This window comes from Caballeronia arvi (assembly GCF_001544695.2).
GTDB lineage: Bacteria > Pseudomonadota > Gammaproteobacteria > Burkholderiales > Burkholderiaceae > Caballeronia > Caballeronia arvi.
The window spans coordinates 1-25,122 of sequence record NZ_FCOM02000044.1 but is presented as its reverse complement, the minus strand read 5'-3'; the positions used below and the strand labels follow the sequence as shown (position 1 = coordinate 25,122).

General features: G+C 61.3%; 24 protein-coding genes and 1 pseudogene. 14 read left to right on the top strand and 11 right to left on the bottom strand.

What is annotated here, in order from left to right; translation table 11 throughout:
- Window positions 1–6: 6 nt before the first annotated feature.
- Window positions 7–876 carry an alpha/beta fold hydrolase gene (locus AWB74_RS32130; RefSeq protein ID WP_061150650.1) on the bottom strand — a complete coding sequence of 290 codons (870 nt, stop codon included), beginning with the start codon at window positions 874–876 and terminating at the stop codon, window positions 7–9.
- A 103-nt stretch (window positions 877–979) separates the two neighbouring features.
- On the opposite strand from AWB74_RS32130, the gene AWB74_RS32125 reads away from it, so the two are divergent.
- Window positions 980–1,828, top strand: coding sequence for a LysR substrate-binding domain-containing protein (locus tag AWB74_RS32125; protein WP_061150649.1), 849 nt, complete (start codon window positions 980–982; stop codon window positions 1,826–1,828).
- Here the strand turns inward: AWB74_RS32125 and AWB74_RS32120 are convergent.
- The 3 genes from AWB74_RS32120 to AWB74_RS32110 form a co-directional block, all read right to left on the bottom strand.
- A complete protein-coding gene (locus AWB74_RS32120; protein ID WP_061150648.1) occupies window positions 1,806–2,879 on the bottom strand; it encodes a phytoene/squalene synthase family protein in 1,074 nt (357 codons plus the stop codon). The genes AWB74_RS32125 and AWB74_RS32120 overlap by 23 nt on opposite strands.
- Window positions 2,880–2,961: 82 nt before the next feature.
- Window positions 2,962–3,663, bottom strand: a complete 702-nt coding sequence (locus AWB74_RS32115) for a DUF899 family protein (protein ID WP_061150647.1) — start codon at window positions 3,661–3,663, stop codon at window positions 2,962–2,964.
- 27 nt (window positions 3,664–3,690) lie between these two features.
- Window positions 3,691–4,350: a glutathione S-transferase family protein gene (locus AWB74_RS32110; protein ID WP_061150646.1), complete on the bottom strand. Its 660-nt coding sequence runs from the start codon at window positions 4,348–4,350 to the stop codon at window positions 3,691–3,693.
- Window positions 4,351–4,574: 224 nt separating this feature from the next.
- On the opposite strand from AWB74_RS32110, the gene AWB74_RS32105 reads away from it, so the two are divergent.
- Complete coding sequence (locus AWB74_RS32105) at window positions 4,575–5,087, top strand: response regulator (RefSeq protein ID WP_235024762.1); 513 nt, start codon at window positions 4,575–4,577, stop codon at window positions 5,085–5,087.
- Here the strand turns inward: AWB74_RS32105 and AWB74_RS32100 are convergent.
- Window positions 5,071–5,421 (bottom strand): hypothetical protein, encoded by a 351-nt coding sequence (locus AWB74_RS32100; RefSeq protein ID WP_143749357.1) that lies wholly within the window; start codon window positions 5,419–5,421, stop codon window positions 5,071–5,073. The two genes, AWB74_RS32105 and AWB74_RS32100, sit on opposite strands and share 17 nt — an antisense overlap.
- Before the next feature lie 372 nt (window positions 5,422–5,793).
- On the opposite strand from AWB74_RS32100, the gene AWB74_RS32095 reads away from it, so the two are divergent.
- Window positions 5,794–7,263: an outer membrane protein assembly factor BamB family protein gene (locus AWB74_RS32095; protein ID WP_061150644.1), complete on the top strand. Its 1,470-nt coding sequence runs from the start codon at window positions 5,794–5,796 to the stop codon at window positions 7,261–7,263.
- 18 nt (window positions 7,264–7,281) lie between these two features.
- On the opposite strand, the gene AWB74_RS32090 is transcribed toward AWB74_RS32095, so the two are convergent.
- Window positions 7,282–7,527, bottom strand: coding sequence for a hypothetical protein (locus tag AWB74_RS32090; RefSeq protein WP_087039321.1), 246 nt, complete (start codon window positions 7,525–7,527; stop codon window positions 7,282–7,284).
- Between the two features lie 300 nt (window positions 7,528–7,827).
- Here AWB74_RS32090 and AWB74_RS47485 point away from each other — a divergent pair, with 300 nt between their 5' ends.
- From AWB74_RS47485 to AWB74_RS32055, 8 genes and pseudogenes are all read left to right on the top strand, one after another.
- The gene (locus AWB74_RS47485) at window positions 7,828–8,535 is read left to right on the top strand and encodes a hypothetical protein (protein ID WP_235024761.1); all 708 of its coding nucleotides are present in this window, start codon (window positions 7,828–7,830) and stop codon (window positions 8,533–8,535) included.
- Window positions 8,469–9,256: pseudogene (locus AWB74_RS47480) on the top strand (acetate--CoA ligase family protein). The gene AWB74_RS47485 and the pseudogene AWB74_RS47480 overlap by 67 nt, the downstream one beginning before the upstream one ends.
- A gap of 590 nt (window positions 9,257–9,846) precedes the next feature.
- A complete protein-coding gene (locus AWB74_RS32080) occupies window positions 9,847–10,944 on the top strand; it encodes an ABC transporter ATP-binding protein (RefSeq protein WP_061150639.1) in 1,098 nt (365 codons plus the stop codon).
- Window positions 10,925–12,049 carry an ABC transporter ATP-binding protein gene (locus AWB74_RS32075; protein ID WP_061150638.1) on the top strand — a complete coding sequence of 375 codons (1,125 nt, stop codon included), beginning with the start codon at window positions 10,925–10,927 and terminating at the stop codon, window positions 12,047–12,049. Before AWB74_RS32080 ends, AWB74_RS32075 begins: the two co-directional genes overlap by 20 nt.
- Window positions 12,046–12,942: a carbohydrate ABC transporter permease gene (locus AWB74_RS32070; protein WP_061150637.1), complete on the top strand. Its 897-nt coding sequence runs from the start codon at window positions 12,046–12,048 to the stop codon at window positions 12,940–12,942. Before AWB74_RS32075 ends, AWB74_RS32070 begins: the two co-directional genes overlap by 4 nt.
- The gene (locus AWB74_RS32065; protein ID WP_061150691.1) at window positions 12,932–13,744 is read left to right on the top strand and encodes a carbohydrate ABC transporter permease; all 813 of its coding nucleotides are present in this window, start codon (window positions 12,932–12,934) and stop codon (window positions 13,742–13,744) included. Before AWB74_RS32070 ends, AWB74_RS32065 begins: the two co-directional genes overlap by 11 nt.
- Window positions 13,744–14,025 carry a DUF2160 domain-containing protein gene (locus tag AWB74_RS32060; protein WP_061150636.1) on the top strand — a complete coding sequence of 94 codons (282 nt, stop codon included), beginning with the start codon at window positions 13,744–13,746 and terminating at the stop codon, window positions 14,023–14,025. The genes AWB74_RS32065 and AWB74_RS32060 overlap by 1 nt, the downstream gene beginning before the upstream one ends.
- 102 nt (window positions 14,026–14,127) lie before the next feature.
- Window positions 14,128–15,867 carry an ABC transporter substrate-binding protein gene (locus tag AWB74_RS32055; protein ID WP_061150635.1) on the top strand — a complete coding sequence of 580 codons (1,740 nt, stop codon included), beginning with the start codon at window positions 14,128–14,130 and terminating at the stop codon, window positions 15,865–15,867.
- 587 nt (window positions 15,868–16,454) lie between these two features.
- On the opposite strand, the gene AWB74_RS32045 is transcribed toward AWB74_RS32055, so the two are convergent.
- The gene (locus tag AWB74_RS32045; protein ID WP_061150634.1) at window positions 16,455–17,390 is read right to left on the bottom strand and encodes a LysR family transcriptional regulator; all 936 of its coding nucleotides are present in this window, start codon (window positions 17,388–17,390) and stop codon (window positions 16,455–16,457) included.
- 105 nt (window positions 17,391–17,495) lie between these two features.
- Between AWB74_RS32045 and AWB74_RS32040 the strand changes: the two genes are divergently transcribed.
- A complete protein-coding gene (locus AWB74_RS32040) occupies window positions 17,496–18,611 on the top strand; it encodes an NADH:flavin oxidoreductase (protein WP_061150633.1) in 1,116 nt (371 codons plus the stop codon).
- A gap of 34 nt (window positions 18,612–18,645) precedes the next feature.
- Window positions 18,646–18,747, top strand: coding sequence for a hypothetical protein (locus AWB74_RS48700; RefSeq protein WP_160110336.1), 102 nt, complete (start codon window positions 18,646–18,648; stop codon window positions 18,745–18,747).
- A gap of 464 nt (window positions 18,748–19,211) precedes the next feature.
- Here the strand turns inward: AWB74_RS48700 and AWB74_RS32035 are convergent, their stop codons facing one another.
- The 3 genes from AWB74_RS32035 to AWB74_RS32025 form a co-directional block, all read right to left on the bottom strand.
- Window positions 19,212–20,534, bottom strand: a complete 1,323-nt coding sequence (locus tag AWB74_RS32035) for an MFS transporter (protein WP_061150632.1) — start codon at window positions 20,532–20,534, stop codon at window positions 19,212–19,214.
- A gap of 68 nt (window positions 20,535–20,602) precedes the next feature.
- Complete coding sequence (locus tag AWB74_RS32030) at window positions 20,603–21,793, bottom strand: CaiB/BaiF CoA transferase family protein (RefSeq protein ID WP_061150631.1); 1,191 nt, start codon at window positions 21,791–21,793, stop codon at window positions 20,603–20,605.
- Window positions 21,790–23,544: an acyl-CoA dehydrogenase family protein gene (locus AWB74_RS32025; protein WP_061150630.1), complete on the bottom strand. Its 1,755-nt coding sequence runs from the start codon at window positions 23,542–23,544 to the stop codon at window positions 21,790–21,792. The genes AWB74_RS32030 and AWB74_RS32025 overlap by 4 nt, the downstream gene beginning before the upstream one ends.
- A 139-nt stretch (window positions 23,545–23,683) precedes the next feature.
- On the opposite strand from AWB74_RS32025, the gene AWB74_RS32020 reads away from it, so the two are divergent.
- Entirely contained in the window at window positions 23,684–24,565 is an 882-nt protein-coding gene (locus tag AWB74_RS32020; protein WP_061150629.1) for a LysR family transcriptional regulator, read from the top strand.
- Between the two features lie 4 nt (window positions 24,566–24,569).
- On the opposite strand, the gene AWB74_RS32015 is transcribed toward AWB74_RS32020, so the two are convergent.
- Window positions 24,570–25,043 (bottom strand): LysR family substrate-binding domain-containing protein, encoded by a 474-nt coding sequence (locus AWB74_RS32015; RefSeq protein WP_268811218.1) that lies wholly within the window; start codon window positions 25,041–25,043, stop codon window positions 24,570–24,572.
- Between the last annotated feature and the right edge of the window lie 79 nt (window positions 25,044–25,122).

Genomic DNA, 25,122 nt, shown 5'->3' with positions numbered 1-25,122 from the left:
TGCGACTCACCACGCCCCGGCAAACGCCTGAACCGCGCGATTGAACGCGCCGGGGCTCGCGGCGTTCATCCCGTGCGATGCGCCCGCGATCGTCACGCGCTCCGCGAACTCGATCCACTCTTCGAGCTTCTCGACGTTGTTGCGGAACATGCGCGGGCTCTTCTGACCGTCGATCAGCAGCGTGCGGCACTTGATGTCGCGCGCCGCTTCACGTGTGTAGGCGGGCAGCGGATCGCGGAATTGCTTGGGCAACGTGAGCGCGTTGTCGAGCGCCATGCGGCGGAAACTCTCCGTGCTCTTGTTCCAGAAGCCCGGCATGCTGACCGAATCGACGAACATTTCGAGTCCGCGGTCGAATTCGCCTTGTTCGATCAGTTCCGCGACACGCGCGCGCAGCGCGTTGGTGGCGGGCGGCAGCGTTGCGGTGAGGGCCTGCTGGGGCGATTCCAACGGACCGCCCGGATCGGCGAGCGTCAACGTCTTCACGAGCCGCGGATATTCCCGCGCCAGATGGAACGCGATGCAGCCGCCGCGCGAATGCCCGACGAGATGCACCGGCGCGAGATCGAGCGATTCGATGAACTCGGCCATTTCTGCGACGTGCGCTTCCACGCTGAATTCGCCGCGCACGAACGCATCGACGGCGGGCCAGTAGTGCGACAGGCTCGGCGCAATGCAGCGGAACTGCTTCGCGAGCGGTAAAACCTGCGCGTTCCAGTAGCGGTAATCGCACAGCGATCCATGCACGAAGACGAGCGGCTCGCCCTCCCCACACTCGATAAACGGCACGGAAATGCCCGATGCCGTCGTGGCGAACGACGGTTCGGGTAAGCCTTGCACGGCAGTGAGGACGGAAAGATCAGTTCGCGCGTTCATGGGTCGCTCCTTTGATGCGACTATGCGCCGCGCCGAAGCAAAAGAAAAACGCATAATTTTGATAGAATCGTTCAGATTTTCTGATACCAAACGATCGGTCGCCATGAAAGCACTTGACCTCGATGTTCTTTCCATGATCGTCGCCGTCGCGGATACGGGCAATATCAGCCGCGCGGCGGAGCTCGTGCATCGCTCGCAATCGGCGGTGAGCATGCAGATCAAGACGCTGGAAGCCGCGCTGGGCAAGGCGCTGTTCGTGCGCAAGCCGCGCAGCGTGGTGCCGACGCAGGACGGCGAAGTGCTGCTCACCTACGCGCGCCGCATGATCGCGCTGCGCGACGAAGCGTGGGCGGCGGTCGTGCGGCCGGACGTGACCGGGCGCGTGGTCATCGGCGTGCCGGACGATTACGCGTCGTCGCTTTTTCCGCCGATCCTCAAGAAATTTTCCGCGACGTATCCGAAGGTCGAGATTCAGGTCGTCGGCCTGCCAAGCCTCGCGCTCGCGCCGATGGTGAAGGACGGCACCGTCGATCTCGTCTGCGCGACGCGCGTGAAAGGCCTGTCGGGCGAATTCCTGCGCCACGAGCCGATGGTCTGGGCCGCGGCGCCCGGCACCGAAATCTGGAAAGAGCGGCCCTTGCCGATCGCCGTGTTTCTGCCGGGCAGCGTCGCGCGCGAGAACGCGATCCGCAGCCTGGAACGCGCGCGGATCGGCTATCGCACGTCGTACGAAAGCCCGAGCCTGCTCGGTCTGCTGACGATGGCCGAAGCGGGTCTTGCCGTGACGCCGCTCGCGAAATGCGCGGTGCCGGCGCATTTCACGCTGCTCGGACCGGCGCAGGGCTTGCCCGATATCGGCACGCTCGAAGTGGTGCTGGCGCGCAGCGCGGCGTCGAAACGCCCGCCTTGCGACTTTCTCGCCGAGCGGATCATGGCCGAACTGCGGCGCTGATTTCCGCGCCGATTTCCGCTTCGATCGCGCGCATACGGCGTGCGGTCCACGCGCGTAGCATGCCGTTCGACGCGACCATCGGCAACGATGCCGCCATGATGCCGTACACGTCGTTGCGTCGAATCTTCGAGATGCGCTGCGGATCGAGCCACGCGTCGTTGCGCGCGAGCAGCACGAGCGTGTCGAGCCCGATCATGATCGGCCACAGGCACGCGAGCCGCAGCCGGATCGCCGTCGATGGAATGTGCAGCGTGTAATCGACGGCGTCCTGAAAGAGCCCGAGCGATGTGCGCAGCAATTCGCACAGCACGGGCCGCGCGCGCGCCGACGATTGCGGTTGCAGAAGATCCTGCGGCGTGAGGCCATGACGCGCGAGCATCGTTTCGGGCAGATAGCATCGGCCGATGCGCAGATCGCGCGCGCAATCGCGCAGCACGTTGGTCATTTGCAGCGCCTTGCCGAAGCGCACGCCGAGCGCGAACATCGTGTCGGGCGCGGCCTTCAACGTGCCCGGCATGTGCGCGTAGGTCATCTTCGTCCAGAATTCGCCGACGCAGCCCGCGACCAAATACGTATAACGATCGAGCTCGCCGAATTCCCGCAGCGCGACGATCTGCCCGGAAGTCTCGTCGGGGAACGTGCGCAGATCGAACTCCATGCCGGTGGTCAGCGTCGTGACGATATCGCGCACCGCGGCCTGATCGTCGCGGCTCAGTTGCGGCAGGATCGCCAGCGCTTCGCTCAGGCGTTCGAGCAGCGCGCGCTCGTCCGGCTGGGCCTGCTGACCCGCGACTTCGCCCGCGATACGCGCGAGCGCGCCGTCGTCGGAAGCGCCGTTCACTTGCTCACGCAGCGAAAGCAGCAGTTCCAGACGACGTTGCGGCGAAATCAGCGAGGTATCCGCGATCGTATCCGCCGCGCGTGCGAGCAGATAAGCGAGCCCGACGGGATCGCGCATCGCGGTCGGCAAAATGCGCAGCGTGAGATAAAACGACCGCGACACGCTCTTGAGAAGCGGGCCCAGAATGAAGGCCCGGGGCGAATTGTTCATGACTTGGATCGGATAGCTTCGGCCAGAAGCGCGATGATTGCGCGCCGCCGCATTGTATCCGTCCGCGTCACGCTCCGATTGACTAGCGCAAACCGTAGTCCAGCTTCGGATACCAGTCCGTGCCTCTTCCTTCTGGCGTCATGTCGAGCACCGTCCAGAGCGGCATCAGATCCGGCGCGCCGCGCGGATCTTCGCCAGGATCGGCAGTCGCGAAATCCATCTCGCCGCTCCAGAAATGACGGATCATGCCATCGCGCCGCGTGAACACGTTGAGCGCGGGTTCATCGCCGCCTTCCTTCGAGATCGCGTGGTAGTCGCGGCTGAAGCTGCCGTTCACATCCGAAAACAGCCGCAGGTCACGCCAGCCGCGTTCCTTCTTGAACGCGACGAGCCTCTCCAGCGGCGAACGCGCGATCACCGCGAGCGCCACGCGCTGCCCGATGTCGCGCGCCTCGCCTTCCCATGCCGATAGCAGCGATGTGCACATCGGACACGGGCGCTCGCGTTGCGGTCCGAACATGTAGCTGTAAGTGACGAGCGTGTCCTTGTCGCCGAAGAGCCCGGCGAAATCGACCGGTCCGCGCTCGCCTTCGAACCGATAGTCGCCCGTCACTTCGCCACCGGGCGGCAGCGCGCGACGCATCTGCGCCACGCGTTCGATATGCCGCCGCAACTCGATTTCCTCCGCCAGCAATTCGGTCCGCGCGCGCCGGTACTCGGCGCTCTCATTGGGGAACCGCATCGTGGCGCGTCGCGCGAGTTCGTTCGCGGGAACGTAGCTCATGGTCGATCTCCTTTGGCTGTAAGCGATTCAGTCGCGCTCCGGCGCGCCGAGAGGAAACAACTTGCGATACGGCCGCGCCTCGTCGACCGCCCGCGCGAACGAAGGCCGCGCGAGCAGACGCTTGCGATACGCGACGACATTCGGATACGCGTCGCCGATCCGATGCGTCCAGTCCGCATAGAAGAGAAACGGCGCGGCGCCGCAGTCGGCGAGACTGAAGGCGTCGCCCGCGGCCCATTCGCGCGTCGCCATCTTGCGATCGAGAAACGCATACGACGTGTCGAGCATCGCGCGGGCATCGGCGACGCCGCGTGCATCGCGCTCTTTCGGGTCGCGCATGGCGTCAAATATGATCTTCTGCTGCGGCGTCGACAGATAGTTATCGAAGAAGCGATCCATCCAGCGCGCTTCGAGCGCGACGCGCGGATCGTCGGGAACAAGCCGCACCGGGCCCGGATGATAAAGGCCCAGATATTCGATGATCACGGTGGACTCGATCACCGGCTTTCCGTCGTCGACGAGCACGGGGAAGCGCTTCATTGGCCAGATTTCGGTGAGTTCGTGCATCGATTGCGGCGTCTCGGGCGTGAGCGCGCGCCACTCGAACGGCGTGCCGTTCTCGTACAGCGCGACGAGAACCTTCTGGCAATAAGAGGAAAACGGGTGCGCATACAGTTGCAAGCTCATCTGACAGCCTCCGGTGGTCGAGCGGTTTCGGGATGACGCGACGCTTTGTGCTTCGATTCGCAGCGCCTTCACCGGAATGACGAATGGCAGAGGCGCGGATCGACAAGGAAAAGATAAATTTTGTTGTGCGGCGCAGCGTAAAGCATTCAATTTGCTAACGTGGACGATCCGGGGCAAGGATAAGCACGGTCAATTCCGTTCATGCCCCTCGAGGCTGACAAAAAATGATGCGCGAAAGCAAGATCGAGATCGTCATTGCGGACGATCGCCCCGTGGTTCTCTATGGGCTGCAAAGCTGGTTCGAATCACACGAGCGGATCCGCGTGACAGCGTGCGTCCGGAACACCCATCAACTAGTCGCGCGACTGAAGTCCGCCCGCTACGACCTGATCGTGTTGAGCGGCGGCATCGAAGGCTCCTGTGCTGACGATTTCGCGCCTCTGCGCGCGCTGCGTCAAGCATTTCCGGACACGCCGGTCATCGCCTTCACTGAAGCAACCGACTCGCGCACGCTCGCTCATATCCAGCGCGCCGGCGCAGCCGGACTCGTGAGCACGCGCGACGAAGCGCGCGTGTTCGAACGCGTGTGTGAGCGGGTATTGTGCGGCGCGCAGGGTGTCGCCTCGCCGCGGGTCGCAAGCTATTGCGATGAGGACGCGCGCGCCGACTCCTTCGACGTGTCACCCGATTATCGCGATGTGCGGCTGAGCGTGACCAGATTCATTGCGAGGGTTTGAGCGCGACGTTGTCGACGGACGGTCCTTTGGCGAACTCGAACTGACTCTTTCCCTTTGGAAATCCGACTTCGCGCCCGTCCTCGAAGCCCTTTTCGTAAGCGCGCTGATCGAGCGCTTTGAAAAGCGGTTCGAGCTCATCGACATGAGTGCGGAGCAGTTCCATCATCGGCTTCACGAGTGCAGCGCTTTCTTCGCTTGCTTTTGGACTGCCGACGAACTGCACCATCGCGCGTAGTGTTCTTGCTGTCTGCAGGCAATAGTCGCTCAGAGGCATCGAATGCGTGACCACCGCATGACCTTTCTCGTTGATTGCAACGCTTATTTTGGACTCCATTGTGTCTCTTCCTTTTTAGATATACGAGAGTCCAACTTTAGGAGCGTGCGGTCGTCCCCGCCCACTAGAGAAATCCGATTCAGGTGCGGCACGTCGGCATTTGCGGGCATATCCAGACATCATCGCGTGATGTGTTGGACTGAAGCCACCATTCCATTCTCTTTTGGCCGACCCTTCGTCATCTCATAGTGAAGCCTTCTGCGCAGAAACATCGCAAATTCAGTCGGTTAGGCGCGACCCCGCAGATACGATCCATCATTGGCGCGATCCGTGCATTTGATCCGTCACGGAGATGGCCGATGCCTTCTTGCTGAGTGCTCAAACGCAAATCATCGCTCTCCTCCGAAACGGCGAGTCATCCAGGGAGTCGCGATGAACATCAAACCCGTACTGTGCGCCGCCGCGCTCGCGGCGACTGCGAATCTCGGCCATGCCGAGTGGCGATATCCGCACGCCGACGCGGCGAACACCGGTTTCGCCAAGGTCGTCACAGCCCCGGCGACGAAGACCGTACGTGCCGCGACGATCGGCCCGCTCGCTTCAGGCGCGGGGCCGGTCGTCGGCCCCGACGGGACGGTCTATATCGGCAATCTAAACGGACAGGTGCTCGCGTTTCACGCCGATGGCTCGCCGGCCTGGAGCCGCCAGTTGCCTGCCGGACAATGGGTGACGTCCTCGCCCGTGGTCGGTGCGGACGGCTCCGTCTATGTGGTCGCGGAAACGCGCATGCTCGTTGTGGGTGAGACGAGTCTCTATCGCTACGAATCCACGCTGCACAAGTTCTCGGCAAGCGGCGGATGGCTGTATCAGGCGCCCTTCCCGCAGCGCTGGGGCGAGACCAAATACAGCAGTCGCGGCGATGCCAACGCGCCGCCTAACATATGGAGCAGCAACGGCGTCGAGGCGATCATCGTCCCGGCGGTCTATTCCACATCGGTCTATACCTCGCTACGCCTGATCGCGTTCGCCACCAGCGGCGCCGTGCTGGGCGATACGCTCGTCATGGAGCCCACGCCCGGCACCGTGTCGGGCGGCGCGAGCTGGCACGACCTGCTCGACCTGTTACCTCCCTGGGGATTCGACGTTCCGTCGGAGCCGCCGACGTGCACGAACTTCGCCGTATGCCTGCCCGACGATACGACGTGGCCGCTATCCAACGTCGCCATCTGGCAGAGCGACAAAGGCGAGACGCCGACCGTGATGGTTTCGGATGCGAGGCAGGATCTGGTCGGTTATACGTTCGATCCCGCGCAGGGATTCACCGAACGGTTTCGCGTGCATGACGCGAATCGCGTCGCCTCGTCGGGCCCGCTCGTCCTGCCCGATGGTCATACGGTCGTGGCCGCGAACGGCGAAAAATCGAACCGGCTCACGTTTGCCGGGCCGAACTTCACGCCTGTGGCCGATTCCACGGGCAATCTCGGCGTCGTCGCGGCCGTGCCGACTCGTCTGCCCGACGGCCGGTTGATCGCCGTCGAGCATAAAGGCGGGCTCGCAGGTTTCTCCGCGGGCAACGTGCTGAGCAACCATGTCGATCTGCCAGGCGAGTCGATCGTCGCGGCTGCCGCATCGTGCAACCTCGTGTACGTCGCGACCGCGGGCGCTTTGACCACGCTCGATATCGCGACATTGCAGCCCGTCGCGGCGCTGAAGTGGCATGGCGGCGGACGTTCGGCGCCGGTCATCAGTTCGACAGGCTACGTGTATGCGATGGCAGCGACCAGCAGCGACGCGACGAACTTCATGTTCGTCTTTCCGCCGCTCAACCCGCCGGCAACCAGTTTTCACGGCACCGCGTGCGACGCAAACACGAAGACATCGGGCGGCCTGGCAACGCGATAGAAGTGACATCGCGCTTGCTCAGCCGATGCTATCCGGGTTATCGGCAAAGCGCGATAACAATCGCTCCAGTCGTTCACGCTGTCGGGGAACCAGCCCCGGTGTCTCTTGCACTTCGATGACGCGGCTGCGCCAGTATGTGCGCCCGAACAAGGAATCGGCCCCTTCCCCCGCGAGAACTCGCTCGAGATGGTCGATCTCGCTGTCGACATTTCCGAGCGCGCAAACGCGTCCGCGCCCCGGTCTCAGGGAGGAGCTTTTCTTCATCTGCTCTCAGGTTCATCGCGTCCGCGAGGCGACGACCATCACCGCTGCCGCCGAACCTCACGCGAAGCATGTTCTAAATATGCGGCTAGCGTACATCAAAATTATGGCGTGACTGGAGAGGGTAAATGCGGATTCTCTGGAGTGGACGGTCGCAAAAGTCAGCGGTCTCACGCCGCGAGGAAGGTACTGTCTATGTCAATTCGCAAAACGTCTTTGCGTAGAGTTCAGCGCTCTGATCCGGGTTTCCGGTCGCTGCATGGAGCAAAGGCCGGGCATCCGTTTTCGCCACCGCTGATGATCATGTCGTCGACGCGACCCGTCACCGAGGCCGACCTCGAAGTCGGCGACCTCATCTACTACATGGCGGACGCGCCGGACATCAAGGTGATCGTGACGACGCTCGAAGGCGTGCGCAACGGCCCGCGCTTCGTCGCGGCGGCACTTCACGCGGCGAAGCGCGGCAAGCCGATCGTCGCGCTCAAGGTCGGCAAATCGGAGTATGGCGCGAAGGCCGCCCAATCGCATACCGCCGCGATCGCAGGCTCGGCCGAGATCAACAGCGCGGTGTTTCGCGAACTGGGGATCGTCGAAGCGGACGATATCGACGAGCTGATCGACGTTGCATCCCTGCTGTCGCGCGCCACGCCGACCGGCCGCGAGCGGCTCGCCGTGTACAGTTTTTCGGGCCGAACCGCCGCGCTCGCTTCCGACATGGTGGGCACTGCCAGCCTCGAGCTCGCCACCTTCACGGGTGACACGCTTTCGCAATTGCGCGCCGCCCTTCCCGACTACGCCGCGATCGATAATCCGGTCGACGTCACGGCGGAAGTGCTCGTCGATAGTTCGCTATCCTATACGACAATTGAAGGCCGCCGCGAGCGATACGAACACGGACATCGTGCTGGTGCCGATTCACTGTCGAGTACGGCAAGACTACAACGATGCTGGGCGAAAGCATGGTCCGCGTTCAGGCCGAAGTCGACACGCCGATCGTGCCGATATGGATGAGCGATCGCACCGGTGAGGGCCATCGCAAGATGATCGATGGCGGACTGATGCCCATGCGCGCGATCAGCAGCACCCTTCTGGCGATCAGGCGTTTCATGGAGCATGGCCGCTGGCGCGCGGGTTTCGACCCGAACTGGAGTCCGTCGTGTGCGGCGGGGGCCGCGCAGCAGACAGTGAATCTGTCGGAGGCAAAAACGAAAGCGCTCCTCGAAGAAGCCGGAATTACCGTGCCGCGCGGCGAAGTGGTGAGGAGCGCCAGCGAGGCCGCGCAGGCGTTCACACGCGTCGGCAACGGCAAAGCCGTCATGAAAATCTCCAGCGCGAAGATTTTGCACAAGACCGATATCGGCGGAGTACGCCTGAACGTCACCTCTGAAGCAGACGCCGCGGCCGCGTTTGCACGTTCGGCCTCGGAGGCGTCAGCATCGAGCTATTCAAGGACGTGAGTCGCCGCATGTTGCCCCTCAGCTCTGCCTCCGCGCGGCAGATGATCGCCGAAACGCGATGCTATGAGTTGCTCAAAGGTCATCGAGGGCAACCGGCTTGCGACATCGACGCGCTCGTCGACACACTGGTGAAGCTGAGCGAATTCGTCGGGCATCACGCTGCGCACATCGACGAGCCGGAGATCAATCCATTGGCCGTTCGTCCGCAGGGACAAGGCGTGGCAGCCCTCGACGCAATCTTGTCGTACCGGGGTTCGGATCTCTTCGCTGGATAACCGAGGCGGAATCAGCCGAACGGGCGGACTTTCGACAAACACGGGAAAAGTTTGAAAGTCCGCTAGTGGCCCGAGAGAATTTGATACTTTCGTAAGGCTACGCGGGGGTGCCTGTTCCGTTCAAGCGGAGACATCCGGCGCGCGTTGATCCGTCACTTGTCCACAACTTCCGAGAATAATCGTGTAAATGACGCGCCCAACTACCCGCTGTGTGCTTCATGTTGCACACGCACAACCTCAATGATGCGACCAACGACGTGGAGCTTTACGTCACTGCCGATCCCTGCGTGCGAGCGATTGGCCTCAGCAACTCGCTCGTCAGGATCGAGATGAATAGCGCGCCACCCGTACGATGACGCGCAAAAACGGTCTTGCGCCAACCGCTGCACCAATCTATCTCATGTCGATCTTCCCCGCCCCGCCGACCATGTTCTCCGTTTCACCCTGTCGTAAGGTTTACCCCGATTTAAACGCAAACCAACAAAAGGGACATTTTGACTGCAGCACGTAATCCATGTGAAACCCAATTGACGCCACCTTAAAGCGCCGCCTCTGCGACTGGCGTCGCGCACGCCGCAAAGGAGAGCGATTTGGTCCTGGAACTGGAGCGAGTCAGTGTCGTTTCTGGCGGGCAACCGTATTTGTACGGCGTGGATTTGCGCCTCGTCCCAGGCGCCATCAATGTGCTTCTCGGACCCACGCAGGCCGGTAAAACCACGCTGATGCGCGTGATGGCGGGTCTGGACAGGCCGAACGACGGCCGAGTGCTCGTCGACGGCCAGAACGTGACAGGCGTCAGCGTGCGCCAGCGTAATCTCGCGATGGTCTATCAGCAGTTCATCAACTACCCGGCGATGACGGTTTTCGAAAACATCGCCTCGCCCTTGCGCCTGCAAAAGACCGACCCTGCTGAAATCCGCCGGCGTGTGCGGGAAGTCGCAGCCAAACTGCATATCGATCATTTGCTGGAGCGGCGGCCAGGCGAACTGTCAGGCGGCCAACAGCAGCGGTGCGCCCTCGCGCGTGCACTCGTGAAGCGTACGTCGCTGGTGCTGCTCGACGAGCCGCTCGTCAATCTCGATTACAAACTGCGCGAGGAATTGCGCATGGAACTGGCTACGCTTTTCGCTGACGGCAACACCACCGTCGTCTACGCGACTACCGAGCCTCTCGAAGCGTTACTGCTGGGCGGCTATACGGCGATCGTCGATAAAGGCCAGGTTCTGCAGTTCGGTCCCACTCTCGATGTCTATAACGCGCCGGTCAACGTCGCGGCCGCGGCCGTTTTCAACGACCCTCCGATGAACATGCTGACGAGCGACTGCGGCAACGGCCGCGCGCGTCTGCCGATCGGCGTGGAGGTTCCGGTCCAGCACGGTCCTGCCGTGAACGGCGCATGCCGCATCGGCATCCGGCCGGGGCATCTGCGTCTTCAGGCGAAGGCCTCTCATGCAATCGCCGTTCCGTGCCGGCTCGAACTCGCTGAACTGAGTGGCTCCGAAACGTACCTGCACTTACGCACGCTGACCGGCGCGGTCAACCTGGTTGCGCAGTTGCAGGGCGTGCATCAGATCGAGCTCGGCACGCAGCTCGACGTTTTCATCGACCCTCGAGAACTGTTTGTGTTCGGCGCAGAGGCCCAACTGGTGTCCAGCCCGGAGGCGGCTCATGGCGTGCATCGAGTTTAGAAACCTCGCACACGCGTACAGACCGGGCCCCGCGACGGTCGACGACTACGCGCTTCAACCCATGAGCATGGTCTGGGATGACGGCGGCGCGTATGCTTTGCTCGGTCCATCGGGTTGCGGCAAGACCACGCTGCTGAATATCGTTTCGGGGCTCGTCAAGCCGTCGGAGGGAACGGTTTTGTTCGACGGGCGCGACGTGACGGCGCTCGGCGCACGTCAGCGCAACATCGCCCAGGTGTTCCAGTTCCCCGTGGTCTACGACACGATGACCGTGTTCGATAACCTCGCGTTTCCGCTGCGAAATCGCAAGTTGTCAGTCGCCGAAGTCACGAAGCGCGTGCACGAAGTCGCGGATATTCTCGATATGACGCGCGACCTGCCGCTCAAGGCGAGCAATCTGGCCGCCGACGCCAAGCAGAAGATCTCGCTTGGGCGCGGCCTCGTGCGCCGGGACGTCGCGGCGATCCTCTTTGACGAACCGCTGACTGTGATCGACCCCGCGATGAAGTGGATGCTGCGCCGCGAGTTGAAGAAGATCCACCAGCAACTCAAGCTCACGCTTATCTACGTGACGCACGATCAGGTAGAAGCGCTGACTTTCGCCGACGAAGTCGTGGTCATGACAAATGGCCGCGTCGTTCAGAAGGGGGGAGCCGATGCGCTTTTTCTGCGGCCGGATCACGCTTTCGTTGGCTACTTCATCGGCAGTCCGGGCATGAACCTTTGTCCGATCGAGCTCGACGCCGACGGCGCAAAAATCGGTTCGCAGCGCCTGCCGCTCGACGCCGGCACGCTTGCGACGCTACGGGGCGCGCATCAGCAGACAAACGGCGCGCTCAAACTGGGGATTCGCCCGGAGTTCGTCCGCCTCTCGCAGGAAGGAGGAGCCGGCGCGGTGGACGCGCGGGTGCTGCGCGCGCAGCAGCTCGGCAACTATCAACTGGTTACCTTGCAATGCGACGGCCATGTTTTCAATGCGAGGCTCGAACCGCATTTGCGGATTGTCGACGGACCTGCCTGGCTGCATCTCGTTGCGCCGGAAACCGTGTACTTCTGCAACGACGAAAGAATCGAAACGCGCATCTTCGAAGGGGCCGCGCGATGAACAAACCCGTCAATCAGAAGGCATGGTTGCTGGTCATTCCGGTGTTCATCTGCGTCGCGTTCTCCGCGATCCTGCCGTTGATGACAGTGGTCAACTATTCGGTGCAGGACATCATCGGCCCGACGCAGCATGTGTTCGTCGGTACAGAGTGGTTTCGCAACATCATGACCGATCCGGATTTGCGCGAAGCGCTCGGCAGACAGGTCATTTTCTCCGCGTGCGTTCTGCTGTTCGAGATTCCATTGGGCGTGGGACTCGCACTTTCGATGCCGGCTTCGGGATGGCGCGCATCGGCCACACTCATCGTGCTTGCCATGCCGTTGCTGATTCCGTGGAACGTGGTGGGCACGATCTGGCAGATCTTCGGGCGCCCGGATATCGGACTGCTCGGCTACTGGCTCAATCGTCTTGGCTTCGACTACAACTACACGGCGAGTCCCACTGCTGCATGGATCACCGTGCTGGTGATGGACATCTGGCACTGGACCCCGCTCGTCGCGCTGCTGTGCTATGCGGGCTTGCGCGCGATTCCGGACGCCTTCTATCAGGCCGCGGAAATAGACGGCGCAAGCCGCTTTGCGGTATTCCGCTACATCGAATTGCCGAAGATGCGCGGCGTGCTGATGATCGCCGTGCTGCTGCGCTTCATGGACAGCTTCATGATCTACACCGAGCCGTTCGTGCTGACAGGCGGCGGTCCCGGCGACTCCACGACATTCCTCAGTCAGTATCTGACTCAAAAAGCGGTCGGTCAGTTCGATCTTGGCCCGGCTGCGGCTTTCTCGCTGATCTATTTCCTGATCATTCTGCTGCTGTGCTTCATTCTCTACAACTGGATGAGCCGCGTGGGCAAAGGTGGACCGGCCGCGCAAGGAGACGACCATGCCGGATAAGCGCCGCTGGATGCGGACGTTGATGCTCGTCGTCTATATGCTGTTCGCGCTGATTCCGCTTTACTGGATGTTATCGATCTCCCTGCGCACGAACGAGGAAACCATGTCGACGTTCGCCACGCTGCCGCAGCACGTGACGTTCGAGAACTACAAGGTGATCTTCACTGATCCTTCGTGGTACTGGGGCTACATCAATTCGATCATCTACGTGCTGATGAACACGGTGATGTCGGTGCTGGTCGCGCTGCCTGCCGCGTACGCGTTCTCACGATATCGCTTTCTCGGCGACAAGCACATGTTCTTCTGGCTGCTCACCAACCGCATGACGCCGCCCGCCGTATTTTTGCTGCCGTTTTTCCAGCTCTATTCGAGTGTCGGTCTGACCGACACGTACATTGCCGTCGCACTTGCGCACATGCTGTTCAACGTGCCCCTTGCCGTGTGGATTCTCGAAGGCTTTATGTCGGGCGTCTCGCGAGAAATAGACGAAACCGCGTACATAGACGGTTATACGTTTCCCGCTTTCTTCGTGAAGATCTTCCTGCCGCTCATCAAGTCGGGAGTCGGCGTCACCGCTTTTTTCTGCTTCATGTTCAGCTGGGTCGAACTGCTGCTCGCGCGCACGCTGACTTCGGTCAACGCGAAACCTATCGCTGCCGTGATGACGCGGACCGTGTCCGCGGCCGGTATGGACTGGGGCGTGCTGTCGGCGGCGGGCGTGCTGACTATCGTTCCCGGCGCGCTGGTGATCTACTTCGTGCGCAACTACATCGCGAAGGGCTTCGCGATGGGGAGGGTGTGATGTTCACCTGGATGTACTGGACTCCTGAGGTGGCGATCTTCTTCGCCTGCATAGCCGTCATGCTGGGCGGCATGACGGTATGGGAACTGCGCTCGCCCACTCATGAACGCAAGGGCTTTCTGCCTATCGCGACGACTCGCGGTGATCGCCTGTTCATCGGCCTGTTGACTGCCGCGTATGTCAATCTCGCGTGGCTCGCAATCAGCGCCGAGGGCTCGAGTTCCTGGCCGGGTTTCACAGCCTCGGTGCTGGTCGTGCTCGCGATCATGTGGAAGGGCTAGAAAGCAAACGCATGCAATGAAGCCTGGCAACTGCCGGTTCCGCTGATGCCCCCAGCGGGCGCCGACAAAGTCGAAGGGGCACGGAAGACACAGGAGAAGACCATGCATCAGAGGAGACGGATCGTCGCGCTGGCATTGGCAAGCATCGTGTCAGGCGCCTTCGCGGATCAGGCTCGGGCGGGCACGCCTGAGGCGCAGAAATGGGTGGACAGCGAGTTTCAACCAAGCACGCTTTCGAAGCAGCAGCAGATGGACGAGATGAAATGGTTCATCGACACCGCGGCGAAACTCAAATCGCAAGGCGTCAAGGAGATTCATGTCGTGTCGGAAACCATCGACACGCATACCTACGAATCCAAAACGCTTGCCGCCGCGTTTAGTGAAATAACCGGCATTCAGGTGAAGCACGACATCATTCAGGAAGGTGACGTCGTCGAGAAATTGCAGACCTCGATGCAATCCGGGCAAAGCATTTACGACGGCTGGATCTCAGACTCGGACCTGATCGGCACGCACTATCGCTATGGCGTGATCGTTCCGCTATCCGATTACATGGCGGGCGAAGGTAAGGAATTTACCAACCCCGGTCTTGACCTGAAGGACTTTATCGGCACGAGTTTCACGACCGCGCCTGACAAAAAGCTCTATCAGCTTCCCGACCAACAGTTCGCGAATCTTTACTGGTTTCGCGCGGACTGGTTCGCACGCAAGGATCTTCAGGACAAGTTCAAGGCGAAATACGGCTACGATCTCGGCGTGCCGGTCAACTGGTCCGCGTATGAGGACATCGCCGAATTCTTTACGAACGATGTGAAAAACATCGACGGAGAGAAGGTCTACGGGCATATGGATTACGGCAAGAAAGACCCATCGCTCGGCTGGCGCTTCACGGATGCATGGCTTTCGATGGCGGGCGAAGCCGACAAAGGGATCCCGAACGGCATGCCCGTCGATGAATGGGGCATTCGCGTGACGCCTGACGGCTGTCATCCGGTAGGCGCGTCGGTGTCGCGCGGCGGCGGCACCAACAGCCCGGCAGCAGTCTACGCGACGACCAAATACATCGACTGGCTCAAGAAATACGCGCCGCCAGAAGCGTCGGGCATGACCTTCAGCGAGGCTGGCCCTGTGCCCGCGCAAGGCCGGATCGCGCAACAGGTGTTCTGGTACACCGCGTTCACGGCGTCGATGCTCAAGCCGGGCAACGTCACGAATGCGGACGGCACGCCGAAGTGGCGCATGGCGCCGTCCCCGCACGGCGCTTACTGGAAAGACGGCATGCAAAACGGATATCAGGACGTCGGCTCGTGGACGTTCTTCAAGTCGACGCCGCCGAATCAGCGGGCCGCCGCGTGGCTGTACGCGCAGTTCGTGACCTCGAAGAGCGTGTCGCTCAAGAAGTCGATTGTCGGTCTCACGTTCATTCGCGACTCCGACATTCATAGCGACTACTTCACCAAAAACGCGGACAAGTACGGCGGCTTGATCGAGTTCTATCGCAGCCCGGCGCGCGTCGCGTGGACGCCGACCGGCACCAACGTGCCCGACTATCCGAAGATGGCGCAGCTCTGGTGGAAGAACGTCGGCACCGCTGTCGCCGGTGAAAAAACTCCGCAGGCTGCAATGGACAACCTCGCGAAGGAAATGGACCAGGTGTTGTCCCGTTTGCAGCGGGCCGGGATGAAGGTTTGCGCGCCGGAGCTCAATGCGCAAAGCGATCCGTCCAAGTGGCTGTCCGACCAGCACGCGCCGTGGAAGCGGCTCGCCAACGAAAAACCGAAGGGCGAAACAGTGAAGTATGAGCAACTGCTGTCGGCCTGGAAGGCGGGCAAGGTGCGGTAACGTTTCTGACAGCGCTCCGCGCTCTTGGTAATGGGCGGCGCTTGATAGCGCCGCCTTTTTTATGCGTTGCTGGACGTTCGGCATGTAGCCGTAACCATCAAGGCGCTGATCGGCCGGTCGGGTTGTTCGCGTGCGATATCCGCCACGTCGGCATAGTCCGGGGCGATGTACACGTCCTCCATCCGGCCAGCACGCGGCTTTTTCCTCCGTGGATGCGCATGCTCGAAATGCGCAGAGACCGCGCGCCTTCCTCATATTGCAGCGTCCTCGCGAGATCGCGGTCCGCGGCGATCACGTCCGTCGATTGCACCAGCCGCAGCCCCGCGCCGAGTTTTGACGGGGAAATTACGGCGCGCTTACGCTTGCTCTGACAGGGTCCAACGTCGGGCATCGGCAGTTGACCAGCCGTTCGAATAGCGGGTGTGCGGGGCAAATGAACGGCTGCAAGTGGCCGACTGTACGCATCCAGTGTCTCATCTCGCAGTTCGCAATCCGGTCCCTCATCCACAGAAAATGAGTCGGCGAAGAAACTGGGCCCCTTCCCGGCTTCGCGGCAGAGCAGACAGCTTTCTAACCCCCATGCGCGCTCATTCGGGAGCGCGAGACGCCGGCGTCTGATCTCGGCACCGTTGGTCGCCCTTTTCCGCCAGATCCGAGAGGTGCTTCTGAAGCGCACCGAGGAAAACTTTCACCCGATTCGGCACGTATCGCCGGCTGGGAATGACCGCCCACACCGATAGTTCTTCCATCGCGGCGTCGTCCAGTTGAACCCGAACGAGCGAGTCGTCAGCCAACTGCCTGAAGACGTCCCAGTAGCTCAACATCGCGAGCCCGAGCCCTTGCGCAGCAGCCGTGCGTGCCGCCTCCACACTGCTCGTGGTGATGTACCCTTCGATGCGCCTGCGTATCAGCTTGCCGTCTACGACGAGCGGCCATCTTCCCACCGAATCAAGCTTGATACAGCGATGCTGGTCGAGTTCTGCCGCCGTCGCAGGCCGTCCGTACCTTTTTAGATACTCCGGCGAAGCGCAAATAAGGCGTGGATTCGGAGCAATCTTTCTGGCCACGAGTTCCGAATCTTCCAAGGGAGCAATGCGCAACGCGAGATCCAGCCCCTGCCCTACGATATCGACCTGGCGGTCTGACAGGTCGAGGTCGATACGAAGGTCCGGATTGGCGTTGAGCAGTTCCGGAAGCATCGGCAACACAACGGATTGTCCGAAGCCACTCGGTGCAGTGATACGCAACACGCCAGATGCAGTGCCCGACGAAGGGCTCAGTTCAGCGCGCGCGGCCGCTTCTGCATCCACCATCGCCCTCGCATACGCGACAAACACCTCGCCTTCTGCAGTCAAGGTCAGGGCGCGCGTGGTCCGATGAAAGAGGCGCACACCGAGGTCTTCTTCGAGCGCAGCGATGCGCCGGGACACCTGCATGGGCACCACGTTCAACTGACGCGCCGCCGCTGACAAGCTTCCTGCCGAGGCAACGGCCAGGAACGTCCGAACGTCGGGGAGGAACATGGTTTATATCCAAAAGTGTTACGGCGGCTTCACGCGCCGACCTCTGTTTCGTGCTGCTCGCGAGGCCTACCATGCAGTCACCTTCTTTACGAGACGAGCAGCGAAATGAACGACGCAATCTCTCCCCTCCTTTCCCCGTATAACCACAACGGCATCGCAGTACGCAACCGCATCGCCGTCGCGCCAATGACGCGTATCACGGCTACGGAATACGGACACCCGACCCAAACCATGTTCGACTACTACAAGCGCTTCGCAAAGGGTGGCTTCGGGCTGGTAACGACCGAAGGCATTTACATCGACAAGGCGTTCTCGCAAGGATACCGGTTTCAACCAGGCCTGGCCGACGACGTGCAGGCCAAAGCATGGTCGACGTTCAATCGCGAGATGCAGGCATATGGAACCCCTGTGTTCGCGCAACTCATGCATGCCGGGGCATTGAGTCAAGGCAACGTGTATCGAAGCCATACCGTGGGACCGTCGGCCGTCCGCCCCAAGGGCGAACAGATGAAGTTCTACTTCGGACAGGGGCTCTATGCCGAGCCAAAACCGATGACGAACGCCGAGATCGACGAGGCCCTCCAAGGCTTCGTCGACGCAGCGCGACGTGCTGTGAATATCGCCGGCTTTAAGGGCGTGGAAATTCACGGCGCGAACGGATATCTCCTCGACCAGTTCTTGACGGCGGGCACTAATCGCCGGACTGACCGTTGGGGCGGCGACACCAAGGCTCGTGTGCAGTTGCTCGCCGATGTTGTGAAGGCTGTCAGGCTCAACATTGGAGATGCCGTGCCCGTAGGCATCCGAATCTCACAAGGCAAGGTCAACGATTTCGATTCGAAGTGGTCGGGTGGCGAGGCGGATGCCGAGGTGATCTTTGGCACACTTGCCGATGCAGGCATCGACTTCCTTCACGTCACGGAGTTCGAGGCCTGGCAGCCAGCATTCGAAGGCTCGCGTGATAGCCTTGTATCACTGGCACGCCGTTATGCGCCCAAGGTGACGCTCATCGCAAACGGCGGCTTGCACACGGCTGAGCGCATCAAAAACGCACTGGCTTCCGGGGCGGATCTGGTGACAGTCGGTCGCGGCGCGCTGGCGAATCCCGACCTGCCCAAACTGCTCGAAAGCCAACGCGAACCCCGCATATTCGACAGTTCGATCCTTCACCCGATCGCCAGCATCAAGCCCGAAGAACTCGCGATGCAAACCGTCGCCTGAGCGTGACATCCGCGCTTGCTCGGCATCTGGCCGTATGTTTTTCTCCCAAGCCGCCGAGCAATTCCGCCTTTTCACCGGAATTGCGCCGGACCAGCAGCGAATAAGAAAGCACATGCGACTGTTGACTGGAAGGTAAACCGTTCGCTCACTTGTATGGATGCCTCATCCAAAGCGTGCCGCTCAACCAACTGTTCGATCAGCTTGAGCCCAGAGTTCGTCAATGACAGTTGCATCACGTCTCACAAACCAGCCAACTCGCTCAGGCGTGAATGAAAATGTGGCCGAACGCGTCCGCTGGTCCGCCTTTCGGACTGTCGCCTCGTGACAGAGCCCGTCCGCTGCTGTCACTTCTAGCCGGGTCTGATATGAGTCGTTCAGCGGACGCTTCCTGCACGCCTTCGGCGATAGCTGATATTGCCGGCAATGCAACTGCCAAGACGGTTATCAAAGTTTTCAAATGGTTCATCTCGACAGACCTTCTCAAGGAAGCGCGTTGTGGAGGTGCACGCATTCCTTTCAACGCCTATGCCCGGGCGGTCCTGTTCTGGATTCGAAGGAGGCGTCAGCGGGCACGGGCTCTCGGACTGACCGCCGATCCAGCTACTGCCACTCTCTCAACACGACCGTAGCGGGCGAGCGGGCGTCTGATTTTCTTGTCTGCAGACCGAGCAAACAGAGCAACGACACCGCTGCAAGCGCACTGTAGAAAACTGCCAGCGGCCACCACTGGCCGGGCCAGGCATGGGCGAGCACCGTTCCGATGAGCGGGGTCAGGCCTCCCGCCAGCGCGGCACACGACTGATACGACAGCGAGATGGCCGAGTAGCGGTAGCGCACATCAAAGGCATCGGTCATCAGTCCGGCCATCACCGCGTACGAGCCCGACATGCAGATCACGGCAATCGCAATTCCGACCACGATGGCGAGGGGCTTGCCCGTCGATACCAGGATGAACATCGGATACGGGGAAAGCATGGCCAAGCCCGCGGCCCACGCGAGGAACTTTCTTGCTCCGACACGCTGTGCGAGCCAGCCCGAGAAGAGCTGGTTGAAGAAATGGACGAAAGCGACGATGAAGAGACAGTCGAGCATGAGCGCACGGCTGATTCCAAGCGTTTCAGTCGTGAAGCTCAGCATGAAGGTGTTGCAGAACCATGCGCCCGCGACACCGATCACATTCGCGCCAAGGCAGAGGAGCACCGTACCCCACGCATTGTTCAGCACGTCAACGATGGGAAGACGCGCGGGTTTAGCGCGCTCGGCGGCCGCAGCGAATTCGGGCGACTCAGAGACGCCGGAGCGGATGAAGATGCCGACAATCAGCAGGACCGCGCTGAGCAGAAACGGGATGCGCCAACCCCAGTCCATCAACTGTTCTTTCGGCATATGCCCGATCGTACGGAACGCGAGCAGCGCGAGAATCAGACCGGCCGGGCTGCCCAGTTGCGCGAATGACGCCAGGAACGTGCGCTTCGCCTTAGGCGCATGTTCGCCCGCCATCAGGACTGCGCCACCCCATTCGCCGCCAATCGCAATGCCCTGCGCCACCCGCAACAGTACAAGCAGCACGGGAGCAAGCGCACCGGCTGAAGCATAGGTGGGAAGGAAACCAATACCCACCGTGCCGATGCCCATGATAGCGAGCGTCGCGACTAGCGCCTTCTTTCTACCAATTCGGTCGCCCAGATGACCGAAGACCAGTCCGCCAAATGGTCGTGCGAAGAACCCTACTGCAAAGGTGCCGAACGAAGCGAGCGTACTGTAGAACGGGTCGCCCTGAGGGAAGAACAGCTTGCCAAATACAAGCGCCGAAGCCGTCGCGTAGATATAGAAGTCGTACCATTCAATGGTGGTGCCGACAAAGGCGGCGAAAGCGGCGCGACCGGGCTGGCGCGTCGGACTTCCTTGCACGGTGGTTTGCATCGATTGTCTCCTGAAGATTTCCGGTCTGGGTCGCCGGTTCGGTTCGAATGCCTGGTTATTGCTGGACGTCAGCCTTTCAATACTCCGGCCTCGAATAGGCGCTGTTGTGTCGCATCGTCGATTCCGAGCTCATCGAGCACCGCGCGTGTGTCTCCACCCAGCGCAGGCGGCGCAGTGCGATAGGTGGCCGGCGTCCGGGACAACTTGATCGGCGTACCGGTGCCGCGATATGCGCCGATTTCGACAATCAGCTCGCGGTGAAGCGTGTGCGGGTGATTGGCTACGGCATCGACGGTATGGACCGGGCCACATGGCACACCACCACGAATCAGTTCCGTCGCGAGCGACTCGCAATCGAGCGATTGCATCAAGCCTTCCAGCACCTCTTTGAGCTCGCCACGATGAGCGCAGCGGCTCTTGTTGTCGACAAAGCGCGCGTCTTGTGCGAGCTCCGGCGCATTCAGGTAGCTGACCAGCTTCGCGAATTGACGGTCGTTGCCGACCGCAAGGAAGATAGGAGCGGTCGCGGTTCGATAGCTGTCGTAAGGCGTGATATTCGGATGGGCGTTGCCGCTACGCTGTGGTGTGCGCCCGTTGCCGAAATAGTTCGGCAGATGCGGATGGAGAAGCGAGATTCCGCTGTCGTACAGCGCGATATCGAGCGACTGACCGCGGCCGCTCTTCTCCCGCTCAGCAAGAGCGAGAAGAATACCGGCCAGCGCATTGAGCCCCGTCACCATATCGACGACCGGCAGGCCGACGCGCAGCGCAGGCCCGTCGGACTCGCCGTTCACGCTCATCAACCCTGCCATCGCCTGAATTGCTGCATCGTAACCGGGCAGCCCACCGAGCGGACCATCGGGCCCGAAACCCGAAATCGCACAATGAATCAGCTTCGGGAATCGCTTGGAGAGCCGGGCATAATCCATCCCCCAACGTTCAAGCGTTCCGGGCTTGAAATTCTCGACGAGTACATCCGCGCCTTCGAGCAGTTGCCAGAGGATGTTGCGGCCTTCTTCGCAAGACAGGTCGACGCAAATGCCCTGCTTGTTGCGATTGACGCCCACGAAGTACGATGCGGTCTCGCCGACAAACGGCGGGCCCCAGCCGCGGGTTTCATCGCCGCCGGGCGGTTCGAGCTTGATGACTTGCGCACCATGGTCCGCCAACGCCTGTGTGCAGTATGGGCCGCCGAGCACGCGGCTCAAATCGATGACGCGAAGGCCCTGAAGTGCGCCTGTAACCCGATTTGCACTCATCGCACGGTCTCCATGCTCACGGGCTTGAGCGACATTGCTTCCTCGAGCGTCATCGGTGCTTCGTCGACGAGCTTGCGAAGCACGTCTGCATCGGCACTTACATTCGCGGGAGACAACGGGTCGCGCGGGATGAGCTTGTGCTTGACGATGAGGTGAGCGAGCGCCAGCCGACGGAAGTCATTCCCGACGCGAGCTGCTTCTGTCGCCATGAAGATGGCCGTCGTTGCGTTATAGACGGCGCTTGCCGCCTCACGCACGCTTTCATCACGGCCGCACTCGGCGACGCTGTCGAGCGCGGCGCTCGCCCGCCTGAAGACGTCACGCAACAATTCGAGCGACTCCTGGGGCAGCGCCGCATCGTCTAGCTGCGCATTGAGATACTGCCCGAGTGATTCGAGGGCGCCTTCACGGCGCGTTGCACGCGCCACGTCGAGCGCAACGATGTTGCTCGTTCCCTCCCAAATCGAGCCGAGATGGGAATCGCGCACGAGCCGCGGGTCGGCCCATTCTTCGATGTAACCAACGCCACCGCGAACCTCCATCGCGTCACCCGTCGCTTTTCTGGCGTCACGGCAGGCGCGGAATTTCACCAGCGGGGTGAGGATGCGGACGCACCTGGCTGCGAGCGCCTCTCCACGGTCTGCCTTCGGAAGCAGCGTCGCAATCTGCATGAACATCGAACGAGCCTGTTCGGCCGGCAGCATCATCTTCATCAACTGCCGTTGCATGAGCGGCATCTCGATGAGTTTGCGACCGAATGCCGAGCGATTGCGCGCGACGTGAAGTGCTTCGGTGAGCGCGCGACGCATCAACCCCGCCGCACGCACGCCATTCGAGAGGCGCGACATGTTGATCATGTCGGCCATCTGGTGGAAGCCGCGTCCGACCTCCCCGATGAGGTAGGCTTCGGCGCCTTCAAGAACGATTTCCCCGCTGGCCATCGAACGGCTGCCGAGTTTGTCCTTCAATCGGACGATGTGATACGCGTTGCGCGTTCCGTCTTCGAGCACCTTCGGCAGCAGGAATAGCGCGAGGCCCTTGATGCCTTCAGGCGCGTCATCGGGGCGAGCCAGGACCATTGCGAGGTCGGCGTCCGCGTTGGAACAGAACCACTTGTCGCCAGTCAGCTTCCAGATTTCTTTGCCGTTCGCGTCGACGCTTCGCGTGGCGCGCGTCACGGTGCGGCCCGTATCGGAGCCGGCAGCTTGCTCCGTCATGAACATCGCACCTTGAAAGAGCGTGTCGAAGTCCTGCGAGGCGAGCATCGGCAGGTAGCGGTCGACCAGTTCCCTGGAGCCGAACTTCCGGAGCGTGCGAGTGAGTGAATCGGTCATGCTCACAGGGCAGCAAAGGCCGAACTCGGCTTGCACAAAGAGGAACGTCAGCGCGTATTTCACAAGCGGCGGCGGAGCGTCGCTTCGATGGCTCATCGAAGCAAGCCCGAGCTCGCTGTATGCAACGCGTTCGAGCGCGACGTAGTCCGGATGCTTTTCGATGCGCTGGAGCGCTTCACCGCGCCGGGTCCGCTGTATCAATACCGGAGGATTGTGGTCCGCATTCGTGGCCCAAACATCGAGCTCGTCTGAAGCGCGCTCACCCAGGTCGACCAGGCGGTCTTTGATGGCGTAGTACGTGGTCTCACCCAGGAAGCTCCTGAGCAACGGTCCGAACGATGGGTCGCTGGTAAAGAAATTGATGCCGCGACTGTCAGGGATGTTTGAAGTCGCCGGCTCTTGCCGTTGGTCGGCCATTGATTGTCTCCTGGTTTGCTCTGCGGCGCGTCGATTCGCCGCCCTCGTCAAATGCAGGTTACGAGTCGCTTCGATAACCGTCCAATACAATCGATGGCATGTGTGATAACATGTCTTTATCGTTGAGGGGCGGCGACCGATGGAACTCAGACAACTCAGATATTTCGTTGCGGTTGCCGAAGAGCTGCATTTCGGGCGCGCGGCGCGCCGGCTGTTCATCTCGCAACCCGCGCTGAGCTTCGATATCAAGCGCTTCGAGGAACAGTTGGGCGTGCAACTCCTTGAGCGCAGCAGCAAGTCGGTCGCGCTGACCAACGCTGGACATGTCCTTCTCGGGGAGGCTCAACGGCTATTGCAGCAGGCTGACGAGGTGGCCAAGGTGACGACCCGGTCCGCGCACGGGGTGGCGGGCCGCCTGCGGATCGGCTTTGTGAATTCGATGCTCTATCGGGGTTTGCCCGAAGCGGTTGAACGCTTCGAGGTCGAGCACCCGGCCGTTGAGATTGTTCTCAAGGAAATGAACACGGCCGAGCAGATTCGAGCACTTCAGCAGTTGCAGATTGATTTAGGGTTCGCCCACTGGGGCCACTATCCGGCGGAGATTGAGACGCGGCTATGGATGTCCGAGGCCTTTCTGTGTTGCCTGCCGGTCAATCATAAGTTCGCCAGGGAGAAGCGCATCGACCTGCGCAACTTGCAGAATGAACCCTTCATACTTTTTCCTCGCGCTGTCTCACCGCATTACCACGACCAAATCATCGCTACATGCGTCGAGGCCGGCTTCAGCCCAAAAATCAGGCATGAGGCCCGTCTCTGGCAGACGGTGGTCACGATGGTTGAGTTCGGGATGGGCGTGGCGCTCGTGCCTCAGGCGCTTGCGCGGACTCAATCCCAGCGAGCAGTGTTCATCCCTCTCGAGCGCAACCCGTTCTCGTCTGAAATCCTGCGGCTGACGCGCACGGGCGGCCAGATGGCTCTCACAGAGAGCTTCCTCGAGGCGCTCGAGCGCGATCAGCCGTAGACCTTTATCGACGACGCGAACTCGATTGCCTTGGGTATCGGGCGATGGTGGCGTCCACAAACTTCTTGACGCACGGCGCAACTTCGCGCGTTCGATAAGCCAGCGCCAGCTCAATTTCGTCCCGGTAATCACCGATAGCTCGAAAGGCGACATCGGCCGGCGCCAGTGATTTCATCGAATGCGGTACCAGCACGACTCCGTAGCCAGCGGTCGTCATGCACAGCGCGGTAATGAAGTCAGCGACCCGATACCGCGGCTCCGCGTCGAACCCGCCGCGCCGCCCCAGATTGGCCAGAATCTCTCCCAATCCTTCGCTCTCGCTGAACTGGGGAACGATAAACGCTTCATTGCGCAGCTCACGCGCCGAGATGGACGACGATTTCGCGAGCGGATGGTCTGCCGACAGCGCAATCATGAGGTCTTCGCGCATGACGACAGTAGCCGCGACGCCCTCTGGATACTGAGAGCGCGAGCGCAGGACCCCGGCGGGCAGTTCAACTTCCCCTACTTATGGGCGCGTAAATTCCCCCACCCCGTGAAGCAGGACGAGATCGTTA

Coding starts and splice junctions, on each gene's coding strand:
- AWB74_RS32030 (WP_061150631.1), bottom strand. CDS start 21,793: ATGAGTGCAAATCGGGTTACAGGCGCACTTCAGGGCCTTCGCGTCATC.
- AWB74_RS32040 (WP_061150633.1), top strand. CDS start 17,496: ATGAACGACGCAATCTCTCCCCTCCTTTCCCCGTATAACCACAACGGC.
- AWB74_RS32020 (WP_061150629.1), top strand. CDS start 23,684: ATGGAACTCAGACAACTCAGATATTTCGTTGCGGTTGCCGAAGAGCTG.
- AWB74_RS32035 (WP_061150632.1), bottom strand. CDS start 20,534: ATGCAAACCACCGTGCAAGGAAGTCCGACGCGCCAGCCCGGTCGCGCC.
- AWB74_RS32125 (WP_061150649.1), top strand. CDS start 980: ATGAAAGCACTTGACCTCGATGTTCTTTCCATGATCGTCGCCGTCGCG.
- AWB74_RS32120 (WP_061150648.1), bottom strand. CDS start 2,879: ATGAACAATTCGCCCCGGGCCTTCATTCTGGGCCCGCTTCTCAAGAGC.
- AWB74_RS32095 (WP_061150644.1), top strand. CDS start 5,794: ATGAACATCAAACCCGTACTGTGCGCCGCCGCGCTCGCGGCGACTGCG.
- AWB74_RS32025 (WP_061150630.1), bottom strand. CDS start 23,544: ATGGCCGACCAACGGCAAGAGCCGGCGACTTCAAACATCCCTGACAGT.
- AWB74_RS47485 (WP_235024761.1), top strand. CDS start 7,828: ATGTCGTCGACGCGACCCGTCACCGAGGCCGACCTCGAAGTCGGCGAC.
- AWB74_RS32070 (WP_061150637.1), top strand. CDS start 12,046: ATGAACAAACCCGTCAATCAGAAGGCATGGTTGCTGGTCATTCCGGTG.
- AWB74_RS32115 (WP_061150647.1), bottom strand. CDS start 3,663: ATGAGCTACGTTCCCGCGAACGAACTCGCGCGACGCGCCACGATGCGG.
- AWB74_RS32110 (WP_061150646.1), bottom strand. CDS start 4,350: ATGAGCTTGCAACTGTATGCGCACCCGTTTTCCTCTTATTGCCAGAAG.
- AWB74_RS32105 (WP_235024762.1), top strand. CDS start 4,575: ATGATGCGCGAAAGCAAGATCGAGATCGTCATTGCGGACGATCGCCCC.
- AWB74_RS32075 (WP_061150638.1), top strand. CDS start 10,925: ATGGCGTGCATCGAGTTTAGAAACCTCGCACACGCGTACAGACCGGGC.
- AWB74_RS32060 (WP_061150636.1), top strand. CDS start 13,744: ATGTTCACCTGGATGTACTGGACTCCTGAGGTGGCGATCTTCTTCGCC.
- AWB74_RS48700 (WP_160110336.1), top strand. CDS start 18,646: ATGTTTTTCTCCCAAGCCGCCGAGCAATTCCGCCTTTTCACCGGAATT.
- AWB74_RS32045 (WP_061150634.1), bottom strand. CDS start 17,390: ATGTTCCTCCCCGACGTTCGGACGTTCCTGGCCGTTGCCTCGGCAGGA.
- AWB74_RS32130 (WP_061150650.1), bottom strand. CDS start 876: ATGAACGCGCGAACTGATCTTTCCGTCCTCACTGCCGTGCAAGGCTTA.
- AWB74_RS32055 (WP_061150635.1), top strand. CDS start 14,128: ATGCATCAGAGGAGACGGATCGTCGCGCTGGCATTGGCAAGCATCGTG.
- AWB74_RS32090 (WP_087039321.1), bottom strand. CDS start 7,527: ATGAAGAAAAGCTCCTCCCTGAGACCGGGGCGCGGACGCGTTTGCGCG.
- AWB74_RS32065 (WP_061150691.1), top strand. CDS start 12,932: ATGCCGGATAAGCGCCGCTGGATGCGGACGTTGATGCTCGTCGTCTAT.
- AWB74_RS32100 (WP_143749357.1), bottom strand. CDS start 5,421: ATGGAGTCCAAAATAAGCGTTGCAATCAACGAGAAAGGTCATGCGGTG.